This window comes from Clostridia bacterium, assembly GCA_017554615.1.
In the GTDB taxonomy this organism is placed as follows: domain Bacteria; phylum Bacillota; class Clostridia; order UMGS1840; family HGM11507; genus SIG450.
In genome coordinates this window covers 87523-112665 of sequence record JAFZHY010000013.1, presented here as the reverse complement: position 1 = coordinate 112665, position 25143 = coordinate 87523, and the positions used below count along the sequence as shown (strand labels likewise).

Genomic DNA, 25143 nt, shown 5'->3' with positions numbered 1-25143 from the left:
AATATTATATTGCATTAATAAAAATATTATGTTAAAATAGAAAATGCCAAACCAATTGAATATTTTTAGCCATAAGTGCGTATTTTTACAATAGGTAAAAATATAGCTTCTTTTTTGCGTGCTTATGGCTGATGCAATTGGTTTGGCGACCGGAGCTGTATTTTTCGGTGTATGGCCTCGGCCATACACTTTTTTAATTTGATAAATATCCTTTAAAAAGTGTACTAATTCCAACCGACAGAAAGGATGTTTTTTATGAAAAAATTAAAAATCTTATTTATGGTGGTTGCCTTAACCTTTGCACTTTCCTTAACTGTATCTGCACAAGGCGATATATCGGTTTATGTAGACGGAGAGGAAGTTATATTTGATGTAAACCCTCAAATTATCGACGGACGAACAATGGTTCCTATGAGAGGCATTTTTGAAAAACTTGGTGCATCGGTAGAATGGGTTTCTGATACTAAGACAATAGTAGGAACAAAAAATGAAAAAACAGTTGTTATGCAGGTTGATGATAAAATGTTAGTTAAAGATAGCAGTGTGTCATCTTTAGATGTGGCACCTGTTATAATAGACGGAAGAACTTTAGTCCCTGTAAGAGCAGTAGCAGAAAGTCTTGATGTTTCGGTTAAATGGGATGATGTAAATAAAAGTGTTTTAATTACTTCTAATGACGAGAATACATATAGTGTTATTTTAGGCGAAGAACTTGCCAGTCCTTACGGTTGGGAATCTAAAGGCTGGACAGGTGATTTTAAAAACGGATTTAAACATACCATAGGCGAAGTAACACCTTTAGTATTTAATATGCCTGAAAACACAGGAACTAACCTTTATCAGATAGAATTTGATGTAACTGACTGTTCTAAAGCATCCAGCCCTAATGCTTCGGTTGCATTCAGTGTGGTAATAGGAAATTCTGAACCTTTTATAACCTATAATGGCGGAGGCCCAAAACATTATGCATTCGGTATCCGTTCTAAAGAAAATGGTGATTTTAAAATATTACTCACAGATATTGCAGACCCACTTAAAGAGTCAGGCATTTTTGATGGAACTATAAAAAACATTTCAATTAAAAAAATAATATCTGAAAATTCTGCAGAAGTTGAATTTTTAGACGAAAACGGAAACAAAACAGTAGAAATGCAACTTTCAGATTCATCGCAAGGAAATGTATATCTTGGGAAAAATGTCGGTCAGTATAATACAACAGGAGAACTTAATGTCGGTATAGGCAAAGATGCTATGGCTAATAACACAAGCGGGTACTGGAATACCGCAATCGGCACTGAAGCACTTCGTGATAATACAGTAGGAAGCCGTAATGTTGCATTGGGAAGACTTGCACTGGCTGAAAATATAAGCGGAGATAGAAACTATGCAATAGGAACTTTTGCACTTACCAGAAATACAACAGGAAGATTTAATATTGCAATAGGTGCAGATGCATTATGGCGTAATACCTCTGGCCAGAGAAATATAGCCCTTGGTTCAGCATCACAAACTGATACTACAAATGGTAATGACAATATATCGGTTGGTCACGGAAGTATGGCTGGCCGTGTTGGCGGAAAATCTAATATAGCAATAGGTTCTTACGCACAAAAAGGAGTATCAACTACCAACAATAACAATATAGCAATAGGAGAAATGGCTCAATATAAAGGTGGCGGTGGCGACTACAATATTTCTATCGGAACAAGTTCAGGTAATAAAATGACTTCTGTAAAAAATGCAAACGGACAGGAAGATAAAGCAACCAGTAATGTAGGTGTGGGACATTCTACATTATCAAATACTACTACCGGTAAATATAATGTAGGTATCGGGCATTTAGCAGGATATGCAAATGAAAACACTTCCAATAATGTATATGTAGGGATGCACTCAGGTAAGGATAACAAAGGGTCATCAAATACACTTATAGGTGCATATAGTGGTGCTAATCTTACAGGCGGAAACAATAATATATTAATAGGCTACAGAGTGGATGCATCAAAAGCAAACGGTTCAAATGAGTTAAATATTGGTAATACTCTATACGGAGATTTGAAAAATAAACTTGTAGGAATAGGAACACAAAACAGTGCAGAAGTAAATGCTATTCTTGAAATTGCTGCAAGTAATGGAAAGTATCCATCTCTTTTAATAAACGCAGGAACACTTAGCAATACTTTATCTGATGGAGCATTGGAATTTGATGGTGTTAATCTTTACTTTACAAGAAATGGTGTAAGAGAAAAATTAATGTTTGAATCTGATGTTAAAGCAATGATTGAAGAAATTGTTAAAGAATATGTTGCAAAATAGAATTGCCCAAAAGAATATAAAAAACTTCGGAATTAAAGTTCCGAAGTTTTTTAAATTAAATAATATTAAATGTAAGTTTGCTGTCTTTACAACCAACTTCAACCAAGTCGTTATACTTTAATTTTTCGTTTATATACATATCTGCAAGTACTGATTCTATTTCTTTTTGAATAAGTCGCCTTAAAGGCCTTGCGCCAAACTTTTCGTCATAACCTTTAGTGGCAAGATAATCTTTTGCATCTTCTGTAAGTCTTATTTTAATTTCCTTATCGTCAAGGTCTTTTTGTAAATCAGAAATCATTATATCTACAATCCCTTTGATATTTTCTTTAGATAGATGATTAAATATAACAATTTCGTCAACCCTGTTTAAAAATTCAGGACGGAAAAATTCTTTTAAAGCGCTTTTTACCTTTTCCTTGCTTGACTCTTTCTCATTTTCAATAAACCCAAATGATGAACTTCGGTAATCAGACCCTGCATTAGATGTCATAATAACCACTGTATTTTCAAAATGAACAGTCTTTCCGTGGCTGTCTGTAAGTTTTCCGTCATCTAAAACCTGAAGAAGAATATTAAATATATCAGTATGTGCTTTTTCAATTTCATCAAAAAGAATAATTGAATAAGGGTTTCTTCTGACCTTTTCTGTAAGAAGACCTGCATTGTCATATCCAACATATCCAGGAGGAGAGCCGATAAGTTTTGATACTGTGTGTTTTTCCATATATTCAGACATATCAAATCTTATAATTGCATCTTCTGTACCGAGAATTTCTTTTGAAAGAGTCTTTACAAGTTCGGTTTTACCAACACCTGTCGGCCCGACAAATATAAAGGAAGACGGTTTTTTCTTCTTTATAAGACCTGCTCTGTTTCTTCTTATAACTGAAGAAACTGTGTCAAGAGCATCATCCTGTCCTACAATTCTTTCGTTCATTCTTTCTTTTAAATCTTTTAAAAGTTTAATATCGTTTTCCTTAAGGTCGGTGATAGGAACGCCTGATAACTTTTCAACCACCGTAACAACATCTTCAACCGTAACAGGAAGATTTAATGAATCTTTTTCAAGTTCCTTTATCCTGTCATTTATCTTTAATTCTTCCATTTTAAGTTCAGAAATTTTCTGATAATCAGGATCAATATTTTCTTCCACTTTTTCTAAGTTTTCTCTTTCTTCTATAACTTTTAAAAGTTTTTTGTTAAGAGTGTTAAGTTCTGCAAGTTTTTTGTTCTCTAAGTTTTTCTTAGACCCGCATTCGTCTATAAGGTCAATAGCCTTATCAGGCAAAAATCTTTCAGGAATATATCTTTTAGAAAGTGAAACTGCAGTTTTTAAAACCTCATCAGACAAAGTGATGTTATGATAATTTTCATAAAACGGTCTTAACCCTTTTAAAATTTCAAATGAATCTTCTTCGCTTGGCTCGTCAATATTAACAGGGGCAAATCTTCTTTCTAAAGCAGAGTCTTTTTCAATGTGCTTTCGGTATTCGTTAAAGGTTGTAGCACCGATAACTCTTATTTCCCCTCTTGAAAGAGCAGGTTTTAGAATGTTTGCAGCGTTCATTGCTCCGTCTGCATCTCCTGCAGCCACAATATTATGAAGTTCGTCAATAACTAAAATAACATTTTTTCTTGCCTTAACTTCATCAATTAGTTTTTTAAGTCTTCCCTCAAACTGACCTCTAAACTGTGTACCTGCCAAAAGGGCAGTAAAGTCTATTAAATACACTTCAAAATCAAGCAGTTTTTCAGGAACATTGCCTTTTACAATATTTATAGCAACACCTTCTGCAACAGCAGTTTTACCAACCCCTGGTTCGCCTAAAAGCACAGGGTTATTCTTTGTTTTTCTGTTTAAAATATGAAGAACACGCTCAATTTCTTTTTCTCTTCCTACAACAACTTCAAGTTCGTTACCTCTTGCACGACGGGTAAGGGAAGTTCCATAAATTTCAAGCATACTCTTTGAATCAATTTTTTCTCCTTTTGAGGAGGCTTCGTTTTTGGATGAATCGAAGTTAGGAGGAAGTGTCATACTGTTGCCCTCTCCCATTTCGTTTAAAAAATCCCCCATTTCAGAGTTTAAGTTTTCTAAATCGGCATCGGATATACCAAGTTGATTCATCATCTGTTCCAACGGTTTTATTCCCATAGTTTTGGCACACGCAAGGCAATATCCTTCATTTACCTGCTTACCGTTTTCAAATTTATTGATAAATACAACAGCCATGTTTTTCTTGCATTTACAACATATCATATATATAAATCTCCTTTTGTTTTAAAACATATCACATTATAAATCATATACTAAAAAACAAATAATTTCAATATTTTTTAAAATAATTTACATACTATTAATAAATGCACAAAACTAAAAAATTATTATTAGAATAATTTAGTGTTGTACTTAAAACGGAGGATAAAATGATAAAGTTAGAGGGTATAAACAAAGAATATATCTTAGGGAAAACAAAGGTCAAAGTTCTGGAAGATATTAACATAAAAATAAATAAAGGGGAGTTTGTGGGTATTGTAGGCCAATCGGGAAGCGGAAAATCTACATTATCAAATATAATTGCAGGGCTTTTAAAACCAACAGGAGGTAAAGTGGAAATAGAGGGAAGGGATATATGGAGTTTGGGGGATAGAAAAATAAGCGAATTTCGCAATAAAACTTTAGGCTTTGTATTCCAGTCTTTTAATCTTATCCCAGGAATGACAGCGCTTGAAAATGTGATGCTTCCTCTGGCATATTCTAAAATAAAGCATAAAAACCGTATAGAATATGCAAAGGAAGAACTTTTAAAAGTAGGTTTAGAAGACAGAATATATCATAAGCCGAATGAAATGTCAGGAGGGCAGATGCAAAGAGTATCCATAGCCCGTGCTATGATAAATAAACCTAAGATAATTATAGCAGACGAGCCGACAGGCAATCTTGACTCTGATTCTTCGGATGTAATAATAAATTTAATAAAACAAATCAATAAAAACGGAGTAACCGTAATTATGGTAACCCATAACTTAGATTACAAAAAACACTTTACAAAACTTATAACATTAAGAAACGGAAAAATAATTTAAAAAAATTTAAAAATATTCTTGACAAAGCACTCTATTATATGTATAATATATTTTGCGTTGGTAAAAAACTGACTGTTTTCGAGGCGTAGCTCAGTTTGGTAGAGTGCTTGGTTTGGGACCAAGATGCCGCAGGTTCAAGTCCTGTCGCCTCGACCACCTTTTTGATAAAAAAGGGTATTGACAAATCGGTAATAGTATTTTATAATATGAAATGTTGTTACTGAATATTTGCTGGTGTAGCTCAATTGGTAGAGCAGCTGATTTGTAATCAGCAGGTCGCGGGTTCGAGTCCCATCACCAGCTCCAGGGAGAGTTCCCGAGTGGCCAAAGGGGGCAGACTGTAAATCTGTTGGCTCCGCCTTCGGTGGTTCGAATCCACCCTCTCCCACCAAAACGAAAATCCTGTCGAAAGATAGGATTTTTTGTTTTGTATTATTCATTTTTCATTATTCAATATTCATCATTCATTAAGTTTGACAGGATTTTTTAATGAATAATGAATGGTGAAGCCGCTTCGCTAATGAATAATTAATAATTGAATTTCTTTAGTTTTATTGATATAATATCCTTGGTGATGATAATGAAGGAAAACATTTTAATTGAAAAGTCAATAGATTTTGCGGCAAGAATTATAAAGTTACAAAGATATTTAATTAAGGATAAAAAAGAGAGTGTAATATCTAAACAAATAGTTAGAAGTGGTACAAGTATTGGCGCAAATATAAACGAAGCCAATTATGGACAAAGTAAAGCAGATTTTATTTCAAACTCCCACCAAAACAAAAATCCTGTCGAAAGATAGGATTTTTTGTTTTGTATTATTCATTTTTCATTACTCAATATTCATCATTCATTAAGTCTGACAGGATTTTTTAATGAATAATGAATGATGAAGCCGCTCTGCTGATGAATAATTAATAATTACTGTGCTTTGCACATCCCCCCAATTTCTTCCTTTGCATAATTTCAAATATTATGTTAACCTAAATAGGTGTTCAAAAAGGAGGTAAGAATATGAAGATTAAAAGAATATGTATTGTTGCGGCTGTTTTGTCATTAAGTTTATTCAACGCATATGCCTTAGTATCTCATACGGTAGTACCGGGGGACAGTATGTGGAAAATAGCAAATAAATACGAAGTTGGCCTTAGCGAAATAAAAGGGGCTAACCCGCAAATAAAAAATCCTGATTTAATATATCCGGGGGATAAATTAACTATCCCAACACTAAATTCCGAGATTACAGATTATGAAAGAAAAGTTGTAGAACTTGTAAATAAAGAAAGAGCGAAGTATGGGCTATCAGCGCTTACTATGGACTGGCAACTATCCCGTGTAGCAAGAATTAAATCAGAAGATATGAAAAACAACAAATATTTTTCTCACACATCGCCCACATACGGTTCACCGTTTAATATGATGAAAAACTTTGGTATATCGTATAGAAGTGCGGCAGAGAATATAGCAAGAGGGCAGAGAACACCTGAAGCAGTTGTTTCGTCGTGGATGAATTCTTCAGGGCACAGAGCAAATATTTTAAGTTCTAAATATACAAAAATTGGCGTAGGATATGTAAAGGAAGGTAACTATTGGACACAGATGTTTACAGGATAAAAGCAACAATATAAAAAAGGTATTTCAATCATAAGACTGAAATACCTTTTTTTTAAATATGAATTTTGATTAAAATTTTCTTAACAGGTAAACTTTCATTGATTTTCATACCTGGTTTATGTACATCATTTGGGAAGAATATTGCAAATTCGTCTTCGTTAACTTCAAGTGCAACTGCAGAGTCAGTATCGTTATAGAAAGTAACATCTTTTTCAGGGTTGTAAGGGATCATCTCGCTGCATTTTGCAAGGTCTTCCCAATACATCATTTCGTTACCTTTTAGAATATACTGAATGTCAATATAATTATTGTGGTTTTCAAATTTAGCTTCTTCTTTGGAATTATATTCCTGAACGTTTGCATAAACGTTTTTTCCGTCTAATTCATATTTTCCGGTTTCTATTCCTTCTTTTCTGCATTTTTCGATAAATTCAAGACCGATTTTAAAGCCTTCCCCTAATTTAAAATAAAGTTCCTTGTTCTTAATATTATCAAGAATCATTTTATCCACCCTTTCAAAATAATTTGCTAAACTTATTATATCACAGCCTTTGAATAAATCAAGAATATTTTTGATTATACTGTCTTAAAATATTCACAAATTCAGGAATAAAAACAATGATAGAAAAGTAGTTGACTTAAAAAGAATAATATGGTAATATATAAACAATAAAATTAATTAATGGGGGAATAAAAAATGAAACATATTACAACTTTAAAAACATGTAACTTAAAAGAAACAAGTAAAAAAGGCGGATGTGGCGAATGTCAGACTTCTTGTCAGTCTGCTTGTAAAACTTCATGCACAGTTGCTAACCAGAAATGCGAAAGAGTTAACAAATAAAATATTTTAAAAAGTTAAGGGCAATAATCGTAAAGATTATTGCCTTGTTTTTTTATAAATTAAATTTTTATGTTAAAATTTTTCAGAATACCTATAAAAAAAACGCATAAAATAATCTTGGGGTGAAAAATGTGAATGAAAAAAGAAAAAATGAACTGCCGGAAGAGAAAGATTTTAAAGTATCTGCTTTGTGCGATTGTACAGGTCTTGTTGCTGCGGGTATGGGAACAGAGGAAGAACTTTTAAGGTATAACGAGATATATAATTTTATTCAGGAACCTATTGTTAGCGAAGAGGAAAGAAGAAAATAAGACAAAAAGAAGAAAGTCCGGAATTATTCCGGGCTTTTTTTAATAGGTATTATTAGGGGTGGTTTTTTTGAACGCACTTATAATAAAAAGTAATACCAGTAATTTCCCCTTCAGGGTAAAAAAAGAAATGTACGGTAAAATATCAGTTTATAAAATATCAAATGAGTATTTAATAACAAGAAAAAAACTTATAAAAAAGTTAAATAAAGACAGGATAGTTAATATTGCATTTGATAATAATATATCCCATAACTTTATAAGTTTCTTTGAAAGTAAAATAAATGTTGTAACAAAAAATAATATTCTTATAAATAATATGGATAAAATGGCCCTTAAACTATCTAATTATTTAGGTATAAAAGAGGGAACCCTTACTTTAGGAATTATTGACGGTTATAAAACCGATTTTGTAATAAAAAAAGTTATTGAACTAAGAAACAAACTTAAAATGTTATGTATCTATACTAAAAGTCCTGAAAAGATAAGGGGATATGCAGATGCATTTTACAGAGCAACAGGTGTGCCTGTTGTAATAAAAGAGGGGTATAAAAATATTGACTGTGATATTCTTATAAACCTATCAGCATCCGAAATAAAGTTAAACACACTCTCAGGCAAACTCATTGATATTTTTGAAACTTGTAATAAAAAGGGAATAAGCGATATTAAGATAAACTTTAAGGAAGAAGACAATATTTTTAATATAAGCGACGCAGTTTATAATAAAATAATTTCAGACCCATTCAAAGTTGACTTCTTCATATCAAAAAACACTTGACATAAAAGTTTTAAAGTAATATAATAAACTGATAGATTAGTAAATTGGAGGATTTAGCGATGTCTAAAGAAATATTACTTACTGCAGACGGTCTGCAGGGTTTAAAAGACCAACTAGAATTCTTAAAAACAGAAAAAAGAAAGGAAATTGCTGAAAAAATCAAAGAAGCACTTTCTTTTGGCGACTTATCCGAAAATGCAGAATATGATGCCGCAAAAAACGAACAGGCAGAAGTTGAAGAAAAAATCAATAAACTTGAAAACACTATAAAAAATGCAAAGGTAATAGAAGACGATTCCTTAAACGAGGGTATTGTTACCATAGGTTGTAAAGTTAAACTTTTTGATAAAGAGTTTGACGAAGAAATAACTTATTCTATTGTAGGTTCAACTGAAGCAAATCCGGCTCAGTATAAAATTTCAAACGAATCTCCTTTGGGAACTGCTCTTCTTGGCAAAAAAGAGGGAGACGAAGTTTATGTAGATGCACCTCAGGGTGTTATGGAGTTTAAAATTTTAGAGATCACAAAATAGGAGGAATTCTCTTGAGCGAACAGATGATGAATGTCGTTGATACTGATATTAACGAACTTAAAAAAGTTAGAATTGAAAAACTTGATAATTTAGTTAAAGAAGGGAAGGACCCTTTTGTAATCACTAAGTTTTCAAGAACTCATTCCTCTAAAGATATTTCAGAAGGTTATACAACCGAAGAAAGAGAAATTCAGGTTCATGGAGAAACAAAAACCATAACTGCCAAAATCTCTGCTCTTGACGGAAAGAATGTATGTATTGCCGGCAGAATTATGTCTAAAAGAGGTATGGGTAAGGTTGGATTTTGCCATATACTTGATATGGACGGGCAGGTTCAGATCTTTGTTAAAAAAGATATATTGGGAGACGAAGAGTACGAACGCTTTAAAAAACTTGATATCGGCGATATTATAGGTGCAACAGGCGAAGTCTTCACTACTCAGACTGGTGAAATTTCTGTTAGAGTTGATAATATAACTCTTCTTACAAAATCTCTTCAGCCGCTTCCTGAAAAGTTCCACGGAATGACAAATACTGATTTAAGATACCGTAAAAGATATATCGACCTTATTATGAACAATGATGTTAAGGATACCTTTATCAAACGTTCAAAAATTATTTCTGCAATAAGAAAATACTTAGACGGGCAAGGTTTCTTGGAAGTTGAAACACCTATGCTTGTATCAAACGCAGGTGGTGCTGCTGCTCGTCCTTTTGAAACTCATTTTAATGCACTTGGCGAAGATTTTAAACTTCGTATATCATTAGAGTTGTACTTAAAACGTCTTATCGTAGGTGGAATGGAAAAGGTTTATGAAATAGGCAGAGTTTTCAGAAACGAAGGCCTCGATACCCGTCATAACCCTGAATTTACCCTTATGGAACTTTATCAGGCATATACTGATTATCACGGTATGATGGACTTAACTGAAAATCTTTACCGTCATGTTGCAAATGAAGTTCTTGGTACTACAAAAATTGTATATAACGGTATAGAAATGGATTTAGGCAAACCGTTTGAAAGAATAACAATGGTTGACGCTGTTAAAAAATATTCAGGGGTTGACTTTAACGAAATTAAAACTTGTGAGGAAGCAAAAGAAATCGCAAAGAAACATCATGTTGAATTTGAAGAACACCACAAAAAAGGCGATATCTTAAATCTCTTCTTTGAAACATATGTTGAAGAGCATCTTCTTCAGCCTACATTTGTTATGGACCACCCTATTGAGATTTCTCCGCTTACCAAGAAAAAACCGGAAAATCCTGAATATGTTGAAAGATTTGAATTCTTTATGAACGGTTGGGAAATGGCAAACGCATATTCAGAACTTAACGACCCGATTGACCAGAGAGAAAGATTTAAAGCGCAGGAAGCACTTCTTGCATTAGGCGACCAGGAAGCAAATACAACCGATGAAGACTTTATGAACGCGTTGGAAATCGGTATGCCTCCAACAGGCGGTATCGGCTTTGGTATCGACAGAATGTGTATGCTCCTTACTGACTCTCAGGCAATAAGAGATGTTTTATTATTTCCTACAATGAAGCCACTTGATAAATAAAAATTAAAAACTTTAAAACTGCAATATCGGTATACTTCTGATATTGCAGTTTTTTATGTAAAAGTAATATCTTTATAATAAAAGAGCAAAAATTTCAGGACTTCTTAACATATACTTTTGGCAAGGATATGTTAACTGTATCAAAAATATTGAAAAATTTGACTTTTAGTGATATAATAGTTATGCTACATACTATGCTTATAATGGGTTAAGTATATTTATTCGTCGCAAGGTGTACGCTAATTTGGCAAAAGTGTGCACTCTAACTTTATAACCTTGCGAGGAAATGCAAGTATAAGTGTCTAGCAGCCTTATCGTCAGGGTTGTATGTTTTTCGTGCGTAGCTCTGAAATATGGGCTACGCATTTTTTGTTGGGAGGCTTTATAATTATGAGAAAAACCATTTTGAGCTTGATATTAATTTTTAGTATTATGGCAAGTCTTATTTCATTTATCCCTATTACAGTCAATGCAGCTTCAAGTGGCACATGCGGAGATAATTTGACATGGACTCTTGATGACTCGGGAACACTTACAATAAGCGGGATAGGTGATATGGAAAACTACACAAGTGTGTCATCAACCCCATGGTATTCTAATCGCAGTAAAATTAAAACTGTTGTAATAGATGTTGGTGTGACCAGCATAGGAGACAGAGCTTTTTATAGTTTCAGTATTACAAAAGTAACTATTCGGAATAGTGTAAAAAGGATTGGAACTTCTGCGTTTGCTTATTGTTATTATTTAACTGACATAGAACTCCCAAACACCATTGAAAGTATTGATGAATATGCATTCTATTATTGTTGGGATTTAACAGCTGTGGCAATTCCTGATACCGTAACACATATTGGTAACTATGCGTTTTCGTATTGTGAAAGTTTGACAAATATAGTAATACCTAATGGAGTAACAAATATAGAAGGAGGCACCTTGTCCTATTGCGAAAATATAGATAGTATTACAATCGGTAGCGGTGTTGAAAATATCGCAGATACTGCTTTTTATAGCTGTGATAAACTGCGCAAGATAACTGTCAACGATAACAATCAGAATTATAGTTCATTAGATGGAGTGCTTTTTGATAAAAATAAGACAATATTAATTAATTATCCTATAGCAAAAAGTGATGCAGCATATAAAATTCCTGATAGTGTGAAAATCATAGGTAGTTCTGCTTTTTCTAATTGTGATAATTTAGTTAATGTTACATTTCCAGAAGGATTATTGGAAATACGGACAAATGCTTTTTGGGCATGTCGAAATTTATCTAATTTTTCGCTTCCTGAAAGTGTAACCGACATAGGAGTTCAAGCATTTGCCAATTGTCATAGTTTAACAGATGTCGAAATTCCGGATAGTGTTACTAACATTGGGCGTTCAGCTTTTTTTGCTTGTTATGATTTAGTCAATATAAAAATTGGAATCGGGGCAACTAATATTTCGGGTGATGTGTTTGATTCTTGTGATAAGTTGAAAAACATAAATGTAAATGTAAATAATGAAAACTACTGTTCGATTGATGGAGTCCTTTATGATAAAAACAAAAGAACATTGATTCGGTATGGTGCTGGAAGAAGCGAACAGACTTATATCTTGCCTGAAAGCGTTACGGACATTGGCGATTATGTATTTTCTTATTGTGACAACTTAACATATATCTCTATGCCGTCAGGAGTTACACGAATTGGAAACAATGCCTTTTATCACTGTGGCAACTTAGATAATATAACAATTCCAAATGGAGTAATAAGTATAGGAGACTCTGCATTTGCAAGCTGCAGCAATATAACGAGCATAGTGATTCCAGATAGTGTTAAAAGCATAGGTTCGTATGCTTTTGCATGGTGTGGCAGTTTGGAAAATATAACAATAGGGAAAAGCGTTGTAACCATTGGCAACTTCGCATTTGTTACCTGTTCTAATTTGGAAAAGGTATATATATCAGATATTGCGGCATGGTGTAATATCGATTTTAGTGGTAGTGCCTCAAACCCATTATGTAATGACGCAGATTTTTATTTGAATAATGACATAATAGATGATATAACTATCCCTGACAATGTTACAGAGATAAAAGATTACACATTTTATAAATGTCAGAATTTAAAAAGTATAGTTCTATCTGAAAACATAACTAATATCGGCACATATGCTTTTTCTAATTGTTCTGCTTTAGAAAAAATATATATAACAGATTTGCTCGCTTGGTTTAATATTGATTTTGAAAGTATTACCGCAAATCCACTTTGCAATGGTGGAGATTTGATTATTAATGATGAAATACTAACAAATTTAGTTGTTCCAGAAAATGCTACAGAAATTAAAGACTATGTTTTTTATAAATGTACTTCTTTAAAAAACATTACACTTTCTAGTAAAGTAACACACATAGGCACGTATGCTTTCTATGGGTGTTCTAATGTAGTAAGCATTAATGTTCCAAACACTCTGATTGATGTTGATAAGTACGCTTTTTATGGATGCGCAAAACTAAAAGATATTTATTATAACGGAACTGAAGAGCAATGGGGAAAAATATTAATTGCATCAAATAATTCACCTTTGGACACAGCTACTGTTCATTATCCAATATTTGTTAATGGAATTTCTCTTAATAAAACTTCCGTAACTATATTTGTTAACAATACAGAAACGCTTATTCCGACAATATTTCCGTCCAATGCAACAAACAAAAACATAGAATGGATATCGTCAAATGAAGAGGTTGCAACAGTAGATAATGGTGTTGTTACCGCTATTGGAAAGGGCGAAGCAGTGATTACAGCAAAAACAATAGATGGTGGTTATGAAACATCTTGTTTAGTCACGGTTCAGAAGGTTTTTGGTAATGGAATTGATGCAAACGGAATTGAATGGGTTTTGTATGATAATGGACTTTTAAGTATTACTGGCAAGGGGGCAATGCCAAACTATCCTACAACATCAGATATACCTTGGTATAGCAATAGAGCAAATGTAAGAGAGATAGTGATAAGCGAAAATATAACACATATCGGAGACAAAACTTTTTATGGTTGTATTAATGTTCAAAAAGCAACAATACCTAATACAGTAACAACGATAGGTGATAATGCATTTAAAAATTGTGATGAATTGACTATCTATGGTGAAACAGGAACATATGCACAAACATATGCAGCGAAAAACGAAATACCTTTTGTTAATACAAAAACGTGGGATTTAAATGTTGATTTTATTGCCAGCTCTACAAAGTGGTATTTCGATGTTATCGTAGAAGATTTTTCAGGTGAAGCTATTGTTTACGTTGCCACATATGATTCTGATGATAGGATGCTGGATATAAATTCGGAAAATTTTGTTGTAAACGATATAACAAGCCTGTCGTTGGCTAAAAAATCAGATGCATCTTATGCAAAGGTTTTTGTTTGGACATCCCATTTACAACCTATAACATTATCTAAAAAGATAGATTTATAATTGAAGCCTTATTAAATGGATGTGTCAAAAACGAATGTTTTTGGCACATTTCTTTTTATGCTGAAAAACAGGCAATGTTTATTGATTTTGTTGCTAACTCAAAAGAGTATCAGCAATGGCTACCCTTGTTTACTGTATTTCTTGGTACAGGGTGCAGCGTTGGTGAAATTATTGGTTTGACTTGGGAAGATTGCGATTTCAAAGATGGTATTATATCAATCATAATTTGATATACTGGCAACAAGATGATGGTAAATGTGAAATGCACATTACAACGACGAAACGAAATCAGGCAAAAGAATTGTGCCTATGTTTGGAGCGGTACGAAAAGCATTATTACAAGAGAAAATGCGACAGTTTCAAACAGGCTCTAACACAACGATTATAGATGGTTATTTGGGTTTTGTATTCAAAAACAGGTTTGGATATGTACACAATCCCCATGCAATAAACAGAGCCATAAAACGCATTTATGAAGCTTGTAATAAGCAAGAAATTGAACGTGCAGCAAAGGAACGCCGAGAGCCGATATTGATACCACACTTTAGTTGTCATTCATTAAGACACACCTTTTGTACAAGATTTTGTGAGAATGAAACAGACCTGAAAATCATTCAGGAAATTATGGGACATGCAGATATTAGTACAACAATGAATGTGTACAACGAAGCGACAAAGGAGCGGAAACAGGCATCTTTTGCAAGATTGGAAGGTAAAATCAAAATCTGTTAGAGGTTTTACGACAACTTTTACGACATTTTACGACAGAGATATAAGAAATTATAAGGAGATATGTGAAATATCAGGTATTGACAAGGCTTGAATTTATGGGTTATAATAACTTATAAGAAGTTATGGGAATGTGCAAAGTGTATTCCCAACAATGAAGCCACTTGATAAATAAAAATTAAAAACTTTAAAACTGCAATATCGATATACTTCTGATATTGCAGTTTTTATATAATTAATTCTATTTATAATAAAAAACCCTTTAAATTTTATAATATATATGATAGAATTAAGTATATTAAGATTAAAATACGGAGATGAGACGGTTTTGAATTTAATGAAGTTTTTTAGAATTATAACTCTTGTTCTTATTATGTGCATGATGTCTTTAATGGGCGTATTGTCTGCAAGAGTTTATATATATACAGCAAACAATCAGTATGACCTTGGAACTGTTAAGGCTGTGGGTGGCAGAGTGAATATGCTCATTATGGCTACGGACAAGCATACAAAAACACTTACAGATACAATTTTGTTTGCATCGATAAACACTAAGACAAATAAAATAAGTGTTATCTCAATACCAAGGGATACAAGAGTTAATATAAACGGAAGAAATGCAAAAATAAATTCTGCATACGGTGGCAATAACCACCAGAGAGCGATTGAAAAGGTTACTGAAATTATCGGTCTTCCTGTTAACTACTATGCAGTTATAAGCCCTGATATTTTTAAAAACATAGTAGATGTTTTGGGCGGAGTTTCTATCAATGTTCCTGACAGGATGTATTATGTTGACCCTTATCAAGATTTATATATAGACTTATATCCAGGTCCGCAGATTCTTGACGGAGCAAAGGCAGAGCAATTTTGCAGATTTAGAAGCCATCCGTTAGGGGATGTGTACAGGGTTAAAAATCAGCAGATGTTTATTGAAGAACTTTTCAAACAAAAGTTAAACGCTGCAAATATAGACAAAATTGACGATATTTATACAGAGGTTATCTCAAGCGTTAAAACAAACATTGATGTAACTGACCTTACCTCGCTTATGTCAGTTTTAAAAGCAATGACAGGGGACAGTATGGAAACTTATCTTCTTCCTGGTGTTCCGTCTTCTACCTCTTCTGATTATATTCATGACCAGGAGGCAACCAATACATTGGTAAATGAAATATTAGTGTCAAGATAAAAAATTAAGGAGGCTTTTATGTCAGCATTTAAAGCATATGATATAAGAGGAATTTACAATAAAGATTTTAACTGCGATACAGTATATAAAATAGGTTTTTTCCTTAAAGAATTATTTGATGCAAAAGAGATTGCAGTGTGTTTTGATAAAAGAACTTCATCCCCTGAAATTTATGAAAACCTAAAAAAAGGAATTACAGATTCGGGCGCAGATGTTCACTCATTCGGTTTATCAACTACCCCTATGAGTTATTATATAGCAGCAAACAAAGGGTATAAAACAACTGTTATGATTACTGCATCCCATAACCCTAAAGAATATAACGGTCTTAAAATATCAGGCCCCGGAGCAGTTCCCGTAGGGCAGGAAAGCGGTCTTTTAAAATTAAAGGAAATGGTAGAGAATATTACTCCTGTTCCCTGTGATAAAAAGGGCGAAGAAAAGAACTTTAATATAAAAGATGAATACATTTTATATATGAAAAAGAAACTTAAAAGAGTTTCAAACCTTAATATATCCATTGACTGTTCATCAGGAATGGCAGGTCTTGTTGCCAGAGAAATTTTTGGCAAAAAGGCAAATATTATTTTAGATGAGTTAGACGGTAATTTTCCTGCGCATTCGCCTAACCCTTTAGAAGAAAAAGCAAGGAAAATGATAATTAAGGAAGTTAAGGAAAACAAATCTGATATAGGCATAATTTTTGACGGAGACGCAGACAGAGTTATGTTTATTGATAATAAAGGAAGATTTATTTCCCCTGACCTTATGATAAATGTTTTAGCATATGCTTTAATTGAAAATGAGGGGGAAAGGGTAATATGCGATATCCGTTCTTCCAAGTCCTGCAGTGATTATATTAAACTTCTTGGTGGCGAGCCGATTATCTGGAAGGTAGGGCATGTATTTGCCAAAAGCAAGTTAAGAGAAACCGGTGCTCTTTACGGCGGAGAACTTGCAGGGCATTACTACTTTAAAGAATTTTCATATTGCGACAGTGGTATTTTAGCTGCAATTTATGTTTTAAATACAGTTGCCGAGTGGAAAAGGGATAATATCCGTTTATCTGATTTTATTGATGAGTTTTCAAGCTGGTGTTCATCAGGGGAGATTAATTTTAAAACTGATAAAAAGGAAGAAATAATAAAAAGGGCAGAGGAAGACTTTAAGAAAGAACATTACATTAAGTTTTATGACTTTGACGGTATAAGATTTGATTTTGACGACTGGTGGTTTAACTTCCGTATGTCTAACACTGAACCGTATTTAAGACTTGTTTTAGAGGCTAAAAACAAAGAACTTATGGAAGAAAAATTAAAGTTCATACAAGATAAATATATAAAAAACTGATAAGTAATTACTTATCAGTTTTTTTAAAATATTATAAAAGACTCAACTCTTTTTTAGAAGATAAACTATCAGTTTTTTTCTCAAGAAGTTCAGGGTTTGACATATATTTAAATAAAAGTTTTACTGCTCTTGCATATTCTGCCCCTGAGCATATTCTTTCATCTATTACAATGCCTAAAGGGATATACACCCTTTTACTTACACTTCCGTCTTTTTCCAGGCACACCTTTGATTCATGCTGACCCATGGAGAAGAATACACTTGTTGTCCCGAAATTATATATATGGTGGTACACATACGGCATTTTAATAGACGCCATATTGGTTATAAACATACTTGTATGGAAAGGACTTGCATCAAGAATAACCTTTGGTAAAAGTCCGTATCTGTCAAGCAGTCTTACAAGGCCTATTGCAAGGCTTGGAAGAAGAGGAATACTTAAGAAAAACTTAGCAAGTTTATCTGTAAAGTTCTCTGCTTCGGGTTTTCTGTTTTCAGTAATTGCATTATTCATTTTTTCTGCAACTGAAAAGATATCATCATTTTCATCAAAGAAAAGTTTAACGGTAGTTTCGTTAATAGTATTATCCTCCGTGTTTTTAAGCATAGCATAAGACACGCAGATTTCATTTCTCTGATAAATTTGCTTATTCATAATAAAACGGTTTAGTTCGGGGTATTCACAAACAGTTTTAACAAATGCAGAAACTATAACATTCATTAAAGAGATTTTTACACCCTCTGCTCTTTTTTTCTTGATGTAATTTGAAATAGGCTCATATAAAAGTTCTTCTTTAACCATAACCTGAGCATCACATCTTTGAGGCATAAACATAGATGTAGCCCTGACGATAGGGTCAATTTTTTTATCGGCTCTGCCATCCGGTCTTCTTCCAAACATAATTTTAATCCCCTTTAAAATTTATTGTCTATTTTAATGATAAGATTAGGTTCCCCCTTTTCATCCTTTAACTTTTTACTAATCTCATCTAAAATATAATCTCTCTGATATTGTTTATAAGAAACAGGAACGCATAAATCAAATATAAGGTTAACCTGTTCTTTATGGTTGGTTATTCGCATATCGTGAAAACTAAGTTCTTTGTCAATTTCAAATAAAAGTAAGTTTAATTTATTTTTATAATCTGATAAAAGTTCGCTGTTTGTATCAGTTGGGTCCATATGAATAACAAGATGAACACCAAGTGTATCTTCAATATAATTTTCAATTCTGTCAACCGCTTCGTGAATTTCAACTATATTTTTATCTTCTGAAACCTCTGCATGAACCGAGCCCATTACACGCCCCGGACCGTAATCGTGAAGAGTAAGGTCGTGAATTCCTATTATATCTTTATCGCTGTTAAAGACATCTTCTATTTTTTTAACAAGTTCAGGCTCAGGCTCTTTGCCTAAAAGAGTGCTTATTGTATCTTTTGAAATGGTATAACCTGAATACATAATAAAGACAGAAACTATAACGCCTAAATATGCGTCAACAGATACTAAAGTAAAAGAAGATATAAAAACTGCAATAATAACCGATAAAGTGGCAATTACATCGTTAAGGGAATCTTTTGCCACTGCATTTGTAATTTGGGACCCAGTCTTTTTATATATATACTTATTATAAGAAAACATCCATATTTTAATAAAAAGAGACAAAATAAGGATAATGAGCATACTTAAAGTTACATTGATTTCTTTTGGGTTTATAATTTTAAAAATGCTTTCTTTAAAAAGTTCAAAGCCTACAAGTATAATTATAAAAGAAACAATCAAAGACGAAACATATTCAATTCTTCCATGCCCGAAAGGATGCTCTTTATCAGCACTTAAATTACTCATCTTAGAGCCTATAATGGAAACAACCGATGCGCCCATATCCGAAAAGTTATTAAAACCGTCAGACACTATTGCAATACTTCCTGAGATTAAGCCTATAAAAAGTTTAATTATAAAAAGAATCAGGTTGCATACTATTCCCAGTATACCTGATAAAACAAGGTGCTTTTCTCTTACATAAAAATCGGAAGTGTTATTATTATCTTTAATAAATAAGTTAATTAAAAGTTTAATCATAATATAAAAACCTCGTTAATTTAATTTTATCATAATGCCGATAGATTGTAAAGAAATTATATTTTATTTTGACATTTTAAGGGGTTTATTATAATATGAATATACGGAGGGATTATATGATTTTAGTCAGCGCATGTCTTGTAGGCGAAAAATGCAAATATAACGGTGAAGATAATAAGAATGAAAAAATAATAGAATTTTTAAAAGATAAAGAGTATATAACAGTATGCCCTGAAACAATGGGAGGGCTACCTACTCCAAGGCCACCGTCAGAAATAAAAGGCGATTTGGTTTTTAACAGCGAGGGGAAAGATGTAACTTCAAATTTTTTAAAAGGAGCAGAAGAAACATTAAAAATTGCCAAGGAAAATAACGTAGATTTAGTTATTTTAAAGGCAAAAAGCCCGTCTTGCGGTTATGGGCAAATTTATGACGGAAGTTTTAAAGGCCAACTTATAAAAGGCAACGGTATAACATGTAAAGTTTTAATTGAAAATGGTTATAAAGTTTTAACAGAAAAGGAGTTTTAATATGAAAGTAGCGCTTATAAACGGAAGCCCTCATGAAATGGGGTCAACATATGGAGCACTTTTAATTGCGGGAGAGAATTTGAAAAAAGAGGGAATAGACTACGAAATTTTCTGGATAGGAAATAAACCTGTATCAGGATGTTTAGGTTGTGGTGCCTGTAGAAAACTTGGCAAATGTGTTATAGAAGATTCGGTTAACCAATTTGCAAAAATTGCACATGAGTTTGATGGTTTTATATTCGGTACACCTGTTCACTTTGCTGCAATGGGTGGGCAGATAGCCTCATTTATGGACAGATTGTTTTTCTCGGCAAATAAAAGCGGAGCATTTTATTTAAAACCAGCATCTGCCATTGCAGTTGCAAGGCGTGCAGGAACAACTGCAACTATTGACCAGATAAATAAATACTTTTTGTTTGCTCATATGCCTGTTATCTCGTCAAGATACTGGAATGTTATCCACGGAACAAATAAAGATGAGATATTAAAGGATGAAGAGGGAGTTCAGATTATAAGAATTCTTGCAAAAAATATGGCATTCTTTTTAAAATGCAAAGAAGCAGGGCTTAAAGCAGGAATTTTACCACCAGAACCTGAAACACAAATTCCTACTAACTTTATAAGATAAATTAAAAGGCGAAGTGTTATACACTTCGCCTTTTAATTTAGATAACCTGATATATATGTGATACAGTTTTCATAAAGAAACTTTTTTTAATTTTATATTTTGTTCCTTTTGGTAATAGGTCTATAGCAATCTCGTTAAGTTCTTTTTTTGATGCAGTATATCTCATTTTAGAATTAACTATTATATGATAAATCATACTTTTCTTTTTGCCTATTGGCTCAAGCCCTATTAAAATTGTAAGGTGGTCTTTCTGATATGTTTTATAGTTAGTTCCGCCTTTTTTCTCAAGATTGATAATAAAATCAGGTTTTTTTGAATATCTTATTTCCTTAATCATTTTAATTTATTCCTTTCTGAATTGTTCTTAAATATTTGAGGCTGGAATATTCTTTTTCCATACATATTTTAACATAGTTTGTGGATATAATGCTTAGTTCTTTTATTAGTTGGTCGCTTAATGTAAAGGAAAATAACTTTTTATCTTCGCTGTATGTAATATGTTTTATTGCCGAATATACACTAAAAGATACAGGTTTTCCCATTTTGTCATCAGCACAGTTTTTACAGTAACATTCTCCCTCGTATAAATTTATATAATTTATTTCTTCCTTACCGCAAATTGCACACTCATCAATATTTATAGCATATCCTGAAAGAATAAGGGCTCTTAGTTCAAATATGCATTTAATAAGTTCTTTATTTTTAGTGTTCTTTAAGTAAAGGTAAACTGTGTTAATCAATAGTTTAAACAGTTCAGGAAACGGGTCTTCTGGTAAAAACATATCAAAAGCAAGGTTAAAAATGTAAGAAACATAAGCATAACTTTCAAGGTCTTTTGAAATATCATAAAAATCTATAAGTTTTGATGCCCCTGTTATAATAAACATATCATCGCTAAAGGATTTTAAATCCATTTCAAAAAGAGAAAGCATAGACGCTCCTGACAACTTGGAAGTAGTCTTTGCCACACCCTTTGCCATTACATTTATTTTCCCAAGCGAGTCGGTAACTACCGTAAGTATTTTATCATTTTCTTTATATTTTGTTTCTTTAATAATTATTCCCTTGATATTTTTATATTCCATTTAATTCACCGTAATAATTTTTAAAATTAACTATAATTTAATAAGGCAACATATCGCACCGAAGATATATCGCATCGAAGATATATCGCAAATTCCATCAAGGAATTTATATCGCTGATTTTAATTGTTTTACAATTAAAATCATTATAGAATCAGTGAACGATTTAGATGCCAGTTATCTAATAGTTTCAAACCTAAATTCTTCATTCAAATATTCTTCTAACGTTCCATCTATCCTATCAAATCTATGCGTTCCCACGGACAATTTTAAATTGTTCGCTTGCATATATAATGAAATAGTCTTTCGTATTGGTTCTTCAATTTGTTTTAATGCTCCATACTTTTCCGGAATGTCTATAAAAACAGTATAATCTGCTATTTCGTTTTCTTCTACTACGATTTCATTATAATCCTTAGACATTTCAATTTTTGTTGTCGAAGCCCAATGATATGCCATTCCAACATAAAATGATAGTACAACAGTAACAAGCCAAACAACTGCTATACTTATGCGTATAATGTTTTTCTTCATTATCGTTCACCTCATTTCTGAGATTTTTCTTTCACTGTGTTAATTGATGAAATTAGCATTCTACGAATTTGTCCGCAATTGTTTATTATTGATTTATATTGTTCATCATCAATATATCCTGTTCGATTAAGAAGTTCCAGCCAATACTCTGATTCATAACATTCCTTTAATGCAATCTGCATTTTTGAAATAAAATCAGCAGTTCCGTGTGCATATTTTGATTCGTGAATATTAGCACCTATTGATGTTCCTGAACGCATAAGCTGATTTGTTAAAACACTTTCTCTTTTCATTTCTTTGATGTTTTTACACATATTTATAATTTCAACTGCAAAATCTTTTGCTTTATCAAGCATTATGCTTTCAGCCATATACTCACATCCTATCAATTTCTTTTAGCTAAATTTTGCAACAAGTTGCAAAGCTAAATTAACTCATTTCATTCGATAGCTAAATTGTTTTTTCAAAACAGCTAAATTAAATTCGCCTTATAGCTGACCGAAGGTCAATTTAGCTACGAAGTAATTTAGCGTGCGTTAGCACATTTAGCTCGCGGAACGCGAATTTAGCTAAATAGATTTAACTCTGTTAAATCTATTCTATCATAAATCTTGTAACTTTACAATATAATTTATATATATAAAAAACGGAGGTTTCATTATGGCAAGTGAGGGAAGTATTGTTGCAAGAGTAACACTGGCAGGGGACACTATACCTGTTAAAGATGCAGTGGTAACAGCGACAACAGACAACGGAACAACAAAGGAACTTTTAGGTGTAAGGCGAACTGATGAAAATGGTAAAACAACTCCTATTTTAGTTTCTACTCCCGATATAGAACTGTCTCTTGCACCAGAGGACACACAAAAGCCTTATGCGTCGGTAGATATAAGGGTGGACCACCCTGCGGCTTATACTGTAATTATAAAAAATGTTCAGGTTTTCGCAGATAACAGGAGTATCATAAATGTATCGCTTATACCTCTTGCCGACGGTGCAGACGAAAGTGAAGAGGAAGTAATAGAAATAACCGGTCAGAATTTATAAAAGGGGGAGGAATAATTATGGCACCTGTATTTCCTACAATACCCGAAAAAATAACCGTGCATCTTGGGCCAAGGGACAGTGATGCACCCAATGTAACAGTTGATTTTATAGACTATATAAAAAATGTTGCTTCAAGTGAGATTTATCCTACATGGAACGAAGCGGCTATCAGGGCTAATATTTATGCGCAGATTTCATATGCCTTAAACAGAGTATATACCGAGTTTTACAGAAGTCAGGGGTATGATTTTGATATAACCAATTCAACTGCTACTGACCAGAAATTTATTTACGGAAGAAATATTTTTGAAAATATCGACCAGATTGTTGATGAAATTTTTGATTCGTACATAAGGCGAATAGGGTTTATAGAGCCTTTGGCTGCAAAATACTGTAACGGAACAACTGTAACCTGCGAAGGACTTTCTCAATGGGGAAGCGAAAATCTGGCAAATCAGGGATATAGTACCTTTGAAATTTTGCAGTATTACTACGGAGATAATATAGAACTTGTAACCGATACTCCTGTGGCAAACATAGAGGCGTCCTATCCTGGCTTTAGTTTAAGAAGAGGCAACGGGGGAAGGGATGTTGCGCTTATCCAGGTAGCGCTTAACCGTATATCCCAGAATTATCCGTCTATACCTAAAATTTATCCGGTAGACGGTATTTTCGGAGAGCAGACGGAAAATGCTGTAAGAAGATTTCAGAGTATTTTTAACCTTACGCCTGACGGAATTGTAGGTAAGGCAACCTGGTATAAAATAATATCACTGTATGTTGGAATAACAAGGCTTTCTGAACTAAGTTCAGAGGGGCAGACATATTATGGCTCAAATTTAAAATTTACAGATACCTTATCTTTAGGTGCTCAAGGGGAAAAGGTATTTATATTACAGTATTTTTTAAATGTGTTATCAGAATTTATAGATTATATTCCTCCTGTTGCGATAGACGGAGTGTTCGGCGAATCTACAAGGAATGCAGTTATAGCCTTTCAGGAATACGCAGGGCTTACGCCTGACGGTGTAGCAGGGGAGAGAACATGGAATTTACTATATAACGGTGTAAGAGGGATAGTTAATTCGCTGGGCATTGATTTTGATGCAAATATTTCTACATATGTAAGTTATCCCGGTGCACCTTTATCGGTAGGCTCAAGCGGAGATAATGTTGTAACCTTGCAAAATTATTTAAATTATATTTCCCTCTCATACAGAGGTATTCCGTTTGTAAGTCCGACGGGGTATTACGGTGAGCAAACTGCAAATTCTGTAACCTCGTTTCAAAGAAGATTTGGTCTGCCTCAAACGGGTGTTGTAGATGAAGCCACATGGAATCTTATAGGGGAAACTTATCTTAATTTAATAAATGAAATAAATGTAAATACCACACAGTTTCCCGGAAGAAATATAGTAGAAGGAGATTCGGATTTTAATTATCCGTACAGTTAAT

The 25143-nt window shown here is 33.1% G+C and carries 24 protein-coding genes, 3 tRNA genes and 1 pseudogene; 20 read left to right on the top strand and 8 right to left on the bottom strand.

Annotated elements, in window-relative coordinates; genetic code table 11:
* Window positions 1–255: 255 nt before the first annotated feature.
* On the top strand, window positions 256–2316 hold the full coding sequence (locus tag IKZ35_03195) for a hypothetical protein (protein ID MBR4892968.1): 2061 nt from the start codon (window positions 256–258) through the stop codon (window positions 2314–2316).
* A gap of 55 nt (window positions 2317–2371) precedes the next feature.
* On the opposite strand, the gene IKZ35_03190 is transcribed toward IKZ35_03195, so the two are convergent.
* Window positions 2372–4579: an ATP-dependent Clp protease ATP-binding subunit gene (locus IKZ35_03190; GenBank protein ID MBR4892967.1), complete on the bottom strand. Its 2208-nt coding sequence runs from the start codon at window positions 4577–4579 to the stop codon at window positions 2372–2374.
* Window positions 4580–4746: 167 nt separating this feature from the next.
* On the opposite strand from IKZ35_03190, the gene IKZ35_03185 reads away from it, so the two are divergent.
* From IKZ35_03185 to safA, 6 genes are all read left to right on the top strand, one after another.
* Window positions 4747–5406, top strand: a complete 660-nt coding sequence (locus IKZ35_03185; GenBank protein ID MBR4892966.1) for an ABC transporter ATP-binding protein — start codon at window positions 4747–4749, stop codon at window positions 5404–5406.
* Window positions 5407–5485: 79 nt separating this feature from the next.
* Window positions 5486–5562, top strand: a tRNA-Pro gene (locus tag IKZ35_03180).
* Window positions 5563–5636: 74 nt separating this feature from the next.
* Window positions 5637–5712, top strand: a tRNA-Thr gene (locus tag IKZ35_03175).
* Window positions 5713–5797: transfer RNA gene (locus IKZ35_03170), tRNA-Tyr, on the top strand.
* Between the two features lie 189 nt (window positions 5798–5986).
* Entirely contained in the window at window positions 5987–6208 is a 222-nt protein-coding gene (locus IKZ35_03165; GenBank protein MBR4892965.1) for a four helix bundle protein, read from the top strand.
* Window positions 6209–6420: 212 nt separating this feature from the next.
* A complete protein-coding gene (gene safA / locus IKZ35_03160) occupies window positions 6421–7020 on the top strand; it encodes a SafA/ExsA family spore coat assembly protein (protein ID MBR4892964.1) in 600 nt (199 codons plus the stop codon).
* A 52-nt stretch (window positions 7021–7072) separates the two neighbouring features.
* On the opposite strand, the gene IKZ35_03155 is transcribed toward safA, so the two are convergent.
* Window positions 7073–7522 (bottom strand): YhcH/YjgK/YiaL family protein, encoded by a 450-nt coding sequence (locus tag IKZ35_03155; protein ID MBR4892963.1) that lies wholly within the window; start codon window positions 7520–7522, stop codon window positions 7073–7075.
* Between the two features lie 195 nt (window positions 7523–7717).
* On the opposite strand from IKZ35_03155, the gene scfA reads away from it, so the two are divergent.
* The 9 genes and pseudogenes from scfA (at window position 7718) to IKZ35_03110 (ending at window position 17784) form a co-directional block, all read left to right on the top strand.
* Window positions 7718–7864: a six-cysteine ranthipeptide SCIFF gene (scfA, locus tag IKZ35_03150; protein MBR4892962.1), complete on the top strand. Its 147-nt coding sequence runs from the start codon at window positions 7718–7720 to the stop codon at window positions 7862–7864.
* 131 nt (window positions 7865–7995) lie between these two features.
* Window positions 7996–8175, top strand: coding sequence for a hypothetical protein (locus IKZ35_03145; protein ID MBR4892961.1), 180 nt, complete (start codon window positions 7996–7998; stop codon window positions 8173–8175).
* Window positions 8176–8242: 67 nt separating this feature from the next.
* Complete coding sequence (locus IKZ35_03140) at window positions 8243–8953, top strand: hypothetical protein (GenBank protein MBR4892960.1); 711 nt, start codon at window positions 8243–8245, stop codon at window positions 8951–8953.
* A 59-nt stretch (window positions 8954–9012) separates the two neighbouring features.
* A complete protein-coding gene (greA, locus tag IKZ35_03135; protein MBR4892959.1) occupies window positions 9013–9486 on the top strand; it encodes a transcription elongation factor GreA in 474 nt (157 codons plus the stop codon).
* Between the two features lie 23 nt (window positions 9487–9509).
* Window positions 9510–11051 (top strand): lysine--tRNA ligase, encoded by a 1542-nt coding sequence (gene lysS, locus IKZ35_03130; protein MBR4892958.1) that lies wholly within the window; start codon window positions 9510–9512, stop codon window positions 11049–11051.
* Between the two features lie 390 nt (window positions 11052–11441).
* A complete protein-coding gene (locus tag IKZ35_03125) occupies window positions 11442–14513 on the top strand; it encodes a leucine-rich repeat protein (GenBank protein MBR4892957.1) in 3072 nt (1023 codons plus the stop codon).
* Window positions 14514–14587: 74 nt separating this feature from the next.
* Window positions 14588–15245: pseudogene (locus tag IKZ35_03120) on the top strand (site-specific integrase).
* Between the two features lie 325 nt (window positions 15246–15570).
* Window positions 15571–16434 carry an LCP family protein gene (locus tag IKZ35_03115; protein MBR4892956.1) on the top strand — a complete coding sequence of 288 codons (864 nt, stop codon included), beginning with the start codon at window positions 15571–15573 and terminating at the stop codon, window positions 16432–16434.
* An 18-nt stretch (window positions 16435–16452) separates the two neighbouring features.
* On the top strand, window positions 16453–17784 hold the full coding sequence (locus IKZ35_03110; protein ID MBR4892955.1) for a phosphomannomutase/phosphoglucomutase: 1332 nt from the start codon (window positions 16453–16455) through the stop codon (window positions 17782–17784).
* A 31-nt stretch (window positions 17785–17815) separates the two neighbouring features.
* On the opposite strand, the gene IKZ35_03105 is transcribed toward IKZ35_03110, so the two are convergent.
* Complete coding sequence (locus tag IKZ35_03105; protein MBR4892954.1) at window positions 17816–18685, bottom strand: hypothetical protein; 870 nt, start codon at window positions 18683–18685, stop codon at window positions 17816–17818.
* Window positions 18686–18699: 14 nt separating this feature from the next.
* Complete coding sequence (locus IKZ35_03100) at window positions 18700–19866, bottom strand: cation transporter (protein ID MBR4892953.1); 1167 nt, start codon at window positions 19864–19866, stop codon at window positions 18700–18702.
* A gap of 116 nt (window positions 19867–19982) precedes the next feature.
* Between IKZ35_03100 and IKZ35_03095 the strand changes: the two genes are divergently transcribed.
* Together IKZ35_03095 and IKZ35_03090 are read left to right on the top strand one after the other, a co-directional pair.
* Window positions 19983–20396: a DUF523 domain-containing protein gene (locus IKZ35_03095; protein MBR4892952.1), complete on the top strand. Its 414-nt coding sequence runs from the start codon at window positions 19983–19985 to the stop codon at window positions 20394–20396.
* Between the two features lies 1 nt (window position 20397).
* Entirely contained in the window at window positions 20398–21024 is a 627-nt protein-coding gene (locus IKZ35_03090; protein ID MBR4892951.1) for a flavodoxin family protein, read from the top strand.
* Window positions 21025–21061: 37 nt separating this feature from the next.
* Here IKZ35_03090 and IKZ35_03085 read toward each other — a convergent pair whose 3' ends face one another.
* The 4 genes from IKZ35_03085 to IKZ35_03070 form a co-directional block, all read right to left on the bottom strand.
* Window positions 21062–21361 (bottom strand): hypothetical protein, encoded by a 300-nt coding sequence (locus IKZ35_03085; protein ID MBR4892950.1) that lies wholly within the window; start codon window positions 21359–21361, stop codon window positions 21062–21064.
* Window position 21362: 1 nt separating this feature from the next.
* The gene (recO, locus tag IKZ35_03080; GenBank protein ID MBR4892949.1) at window positions 21363–22109 is read right to left on the bottom strand and encodes a DNA repair protein RecO; all 747 of its coding nucleotides are present in this window, start codon (window positions 22107–22109) and stop codon (window positions 21363–21365) included.
* 175 nt (window positions 22110–22284) lie between these two features.
* Window positions 22285–22641 carry a hypothetical protein gene (locus IKZ35_03075; protein MBR4892948.1) on the bottom strand — a complete coding sequence of 119 codons (357 nt, stop codon included), beginning with the start codon at window positions 22639–22641 and terminating at the stop codon, window positions 22285–22287.
* Window positions 22642–22652: 11 nt separating this feature from the next.
* Window positions 22653–23012 carry a four helix bundle protein gene (locus tag IKZ35_03070; GenBank protein ID MBR4892947.1) on the bottom strand — a complete coding sequence of 120 codons (360 nt, stop codon included), beginning with the start codon at window positions 23010–23012 and terminating at the stop codon, window positions 22653–22655.
* Window positions 23013–23301: 289 nt separating this feature from the next.
* Between IKZ35_03070 and IKZ35_03065 the strand changes: the two genes are divergently transcribed.
* Window positions 23302–23688 (top strand): hypothetical protein, encoded by a 387-nt coding sequence (locus tag IKZ35_03065; protein ID MBR4892946.1) that lies wholly within the window; start codon window positions 23302–23304, stop codon window positions 23686–23688.
* Window positions 23689–23702: 14 nt separating this feature from the next.
* Complete coding sequence (locus tag IKZ35_03060) at window positions 23703–25142, top strand: peptidoglycan-binding protein (protein MBR4892945.1); 1440 nt, start codon at window positions 23703–23705, stop codon at window positions 25140–25142.
* Window position 25143: the final 1 nt, after the last annotated feature.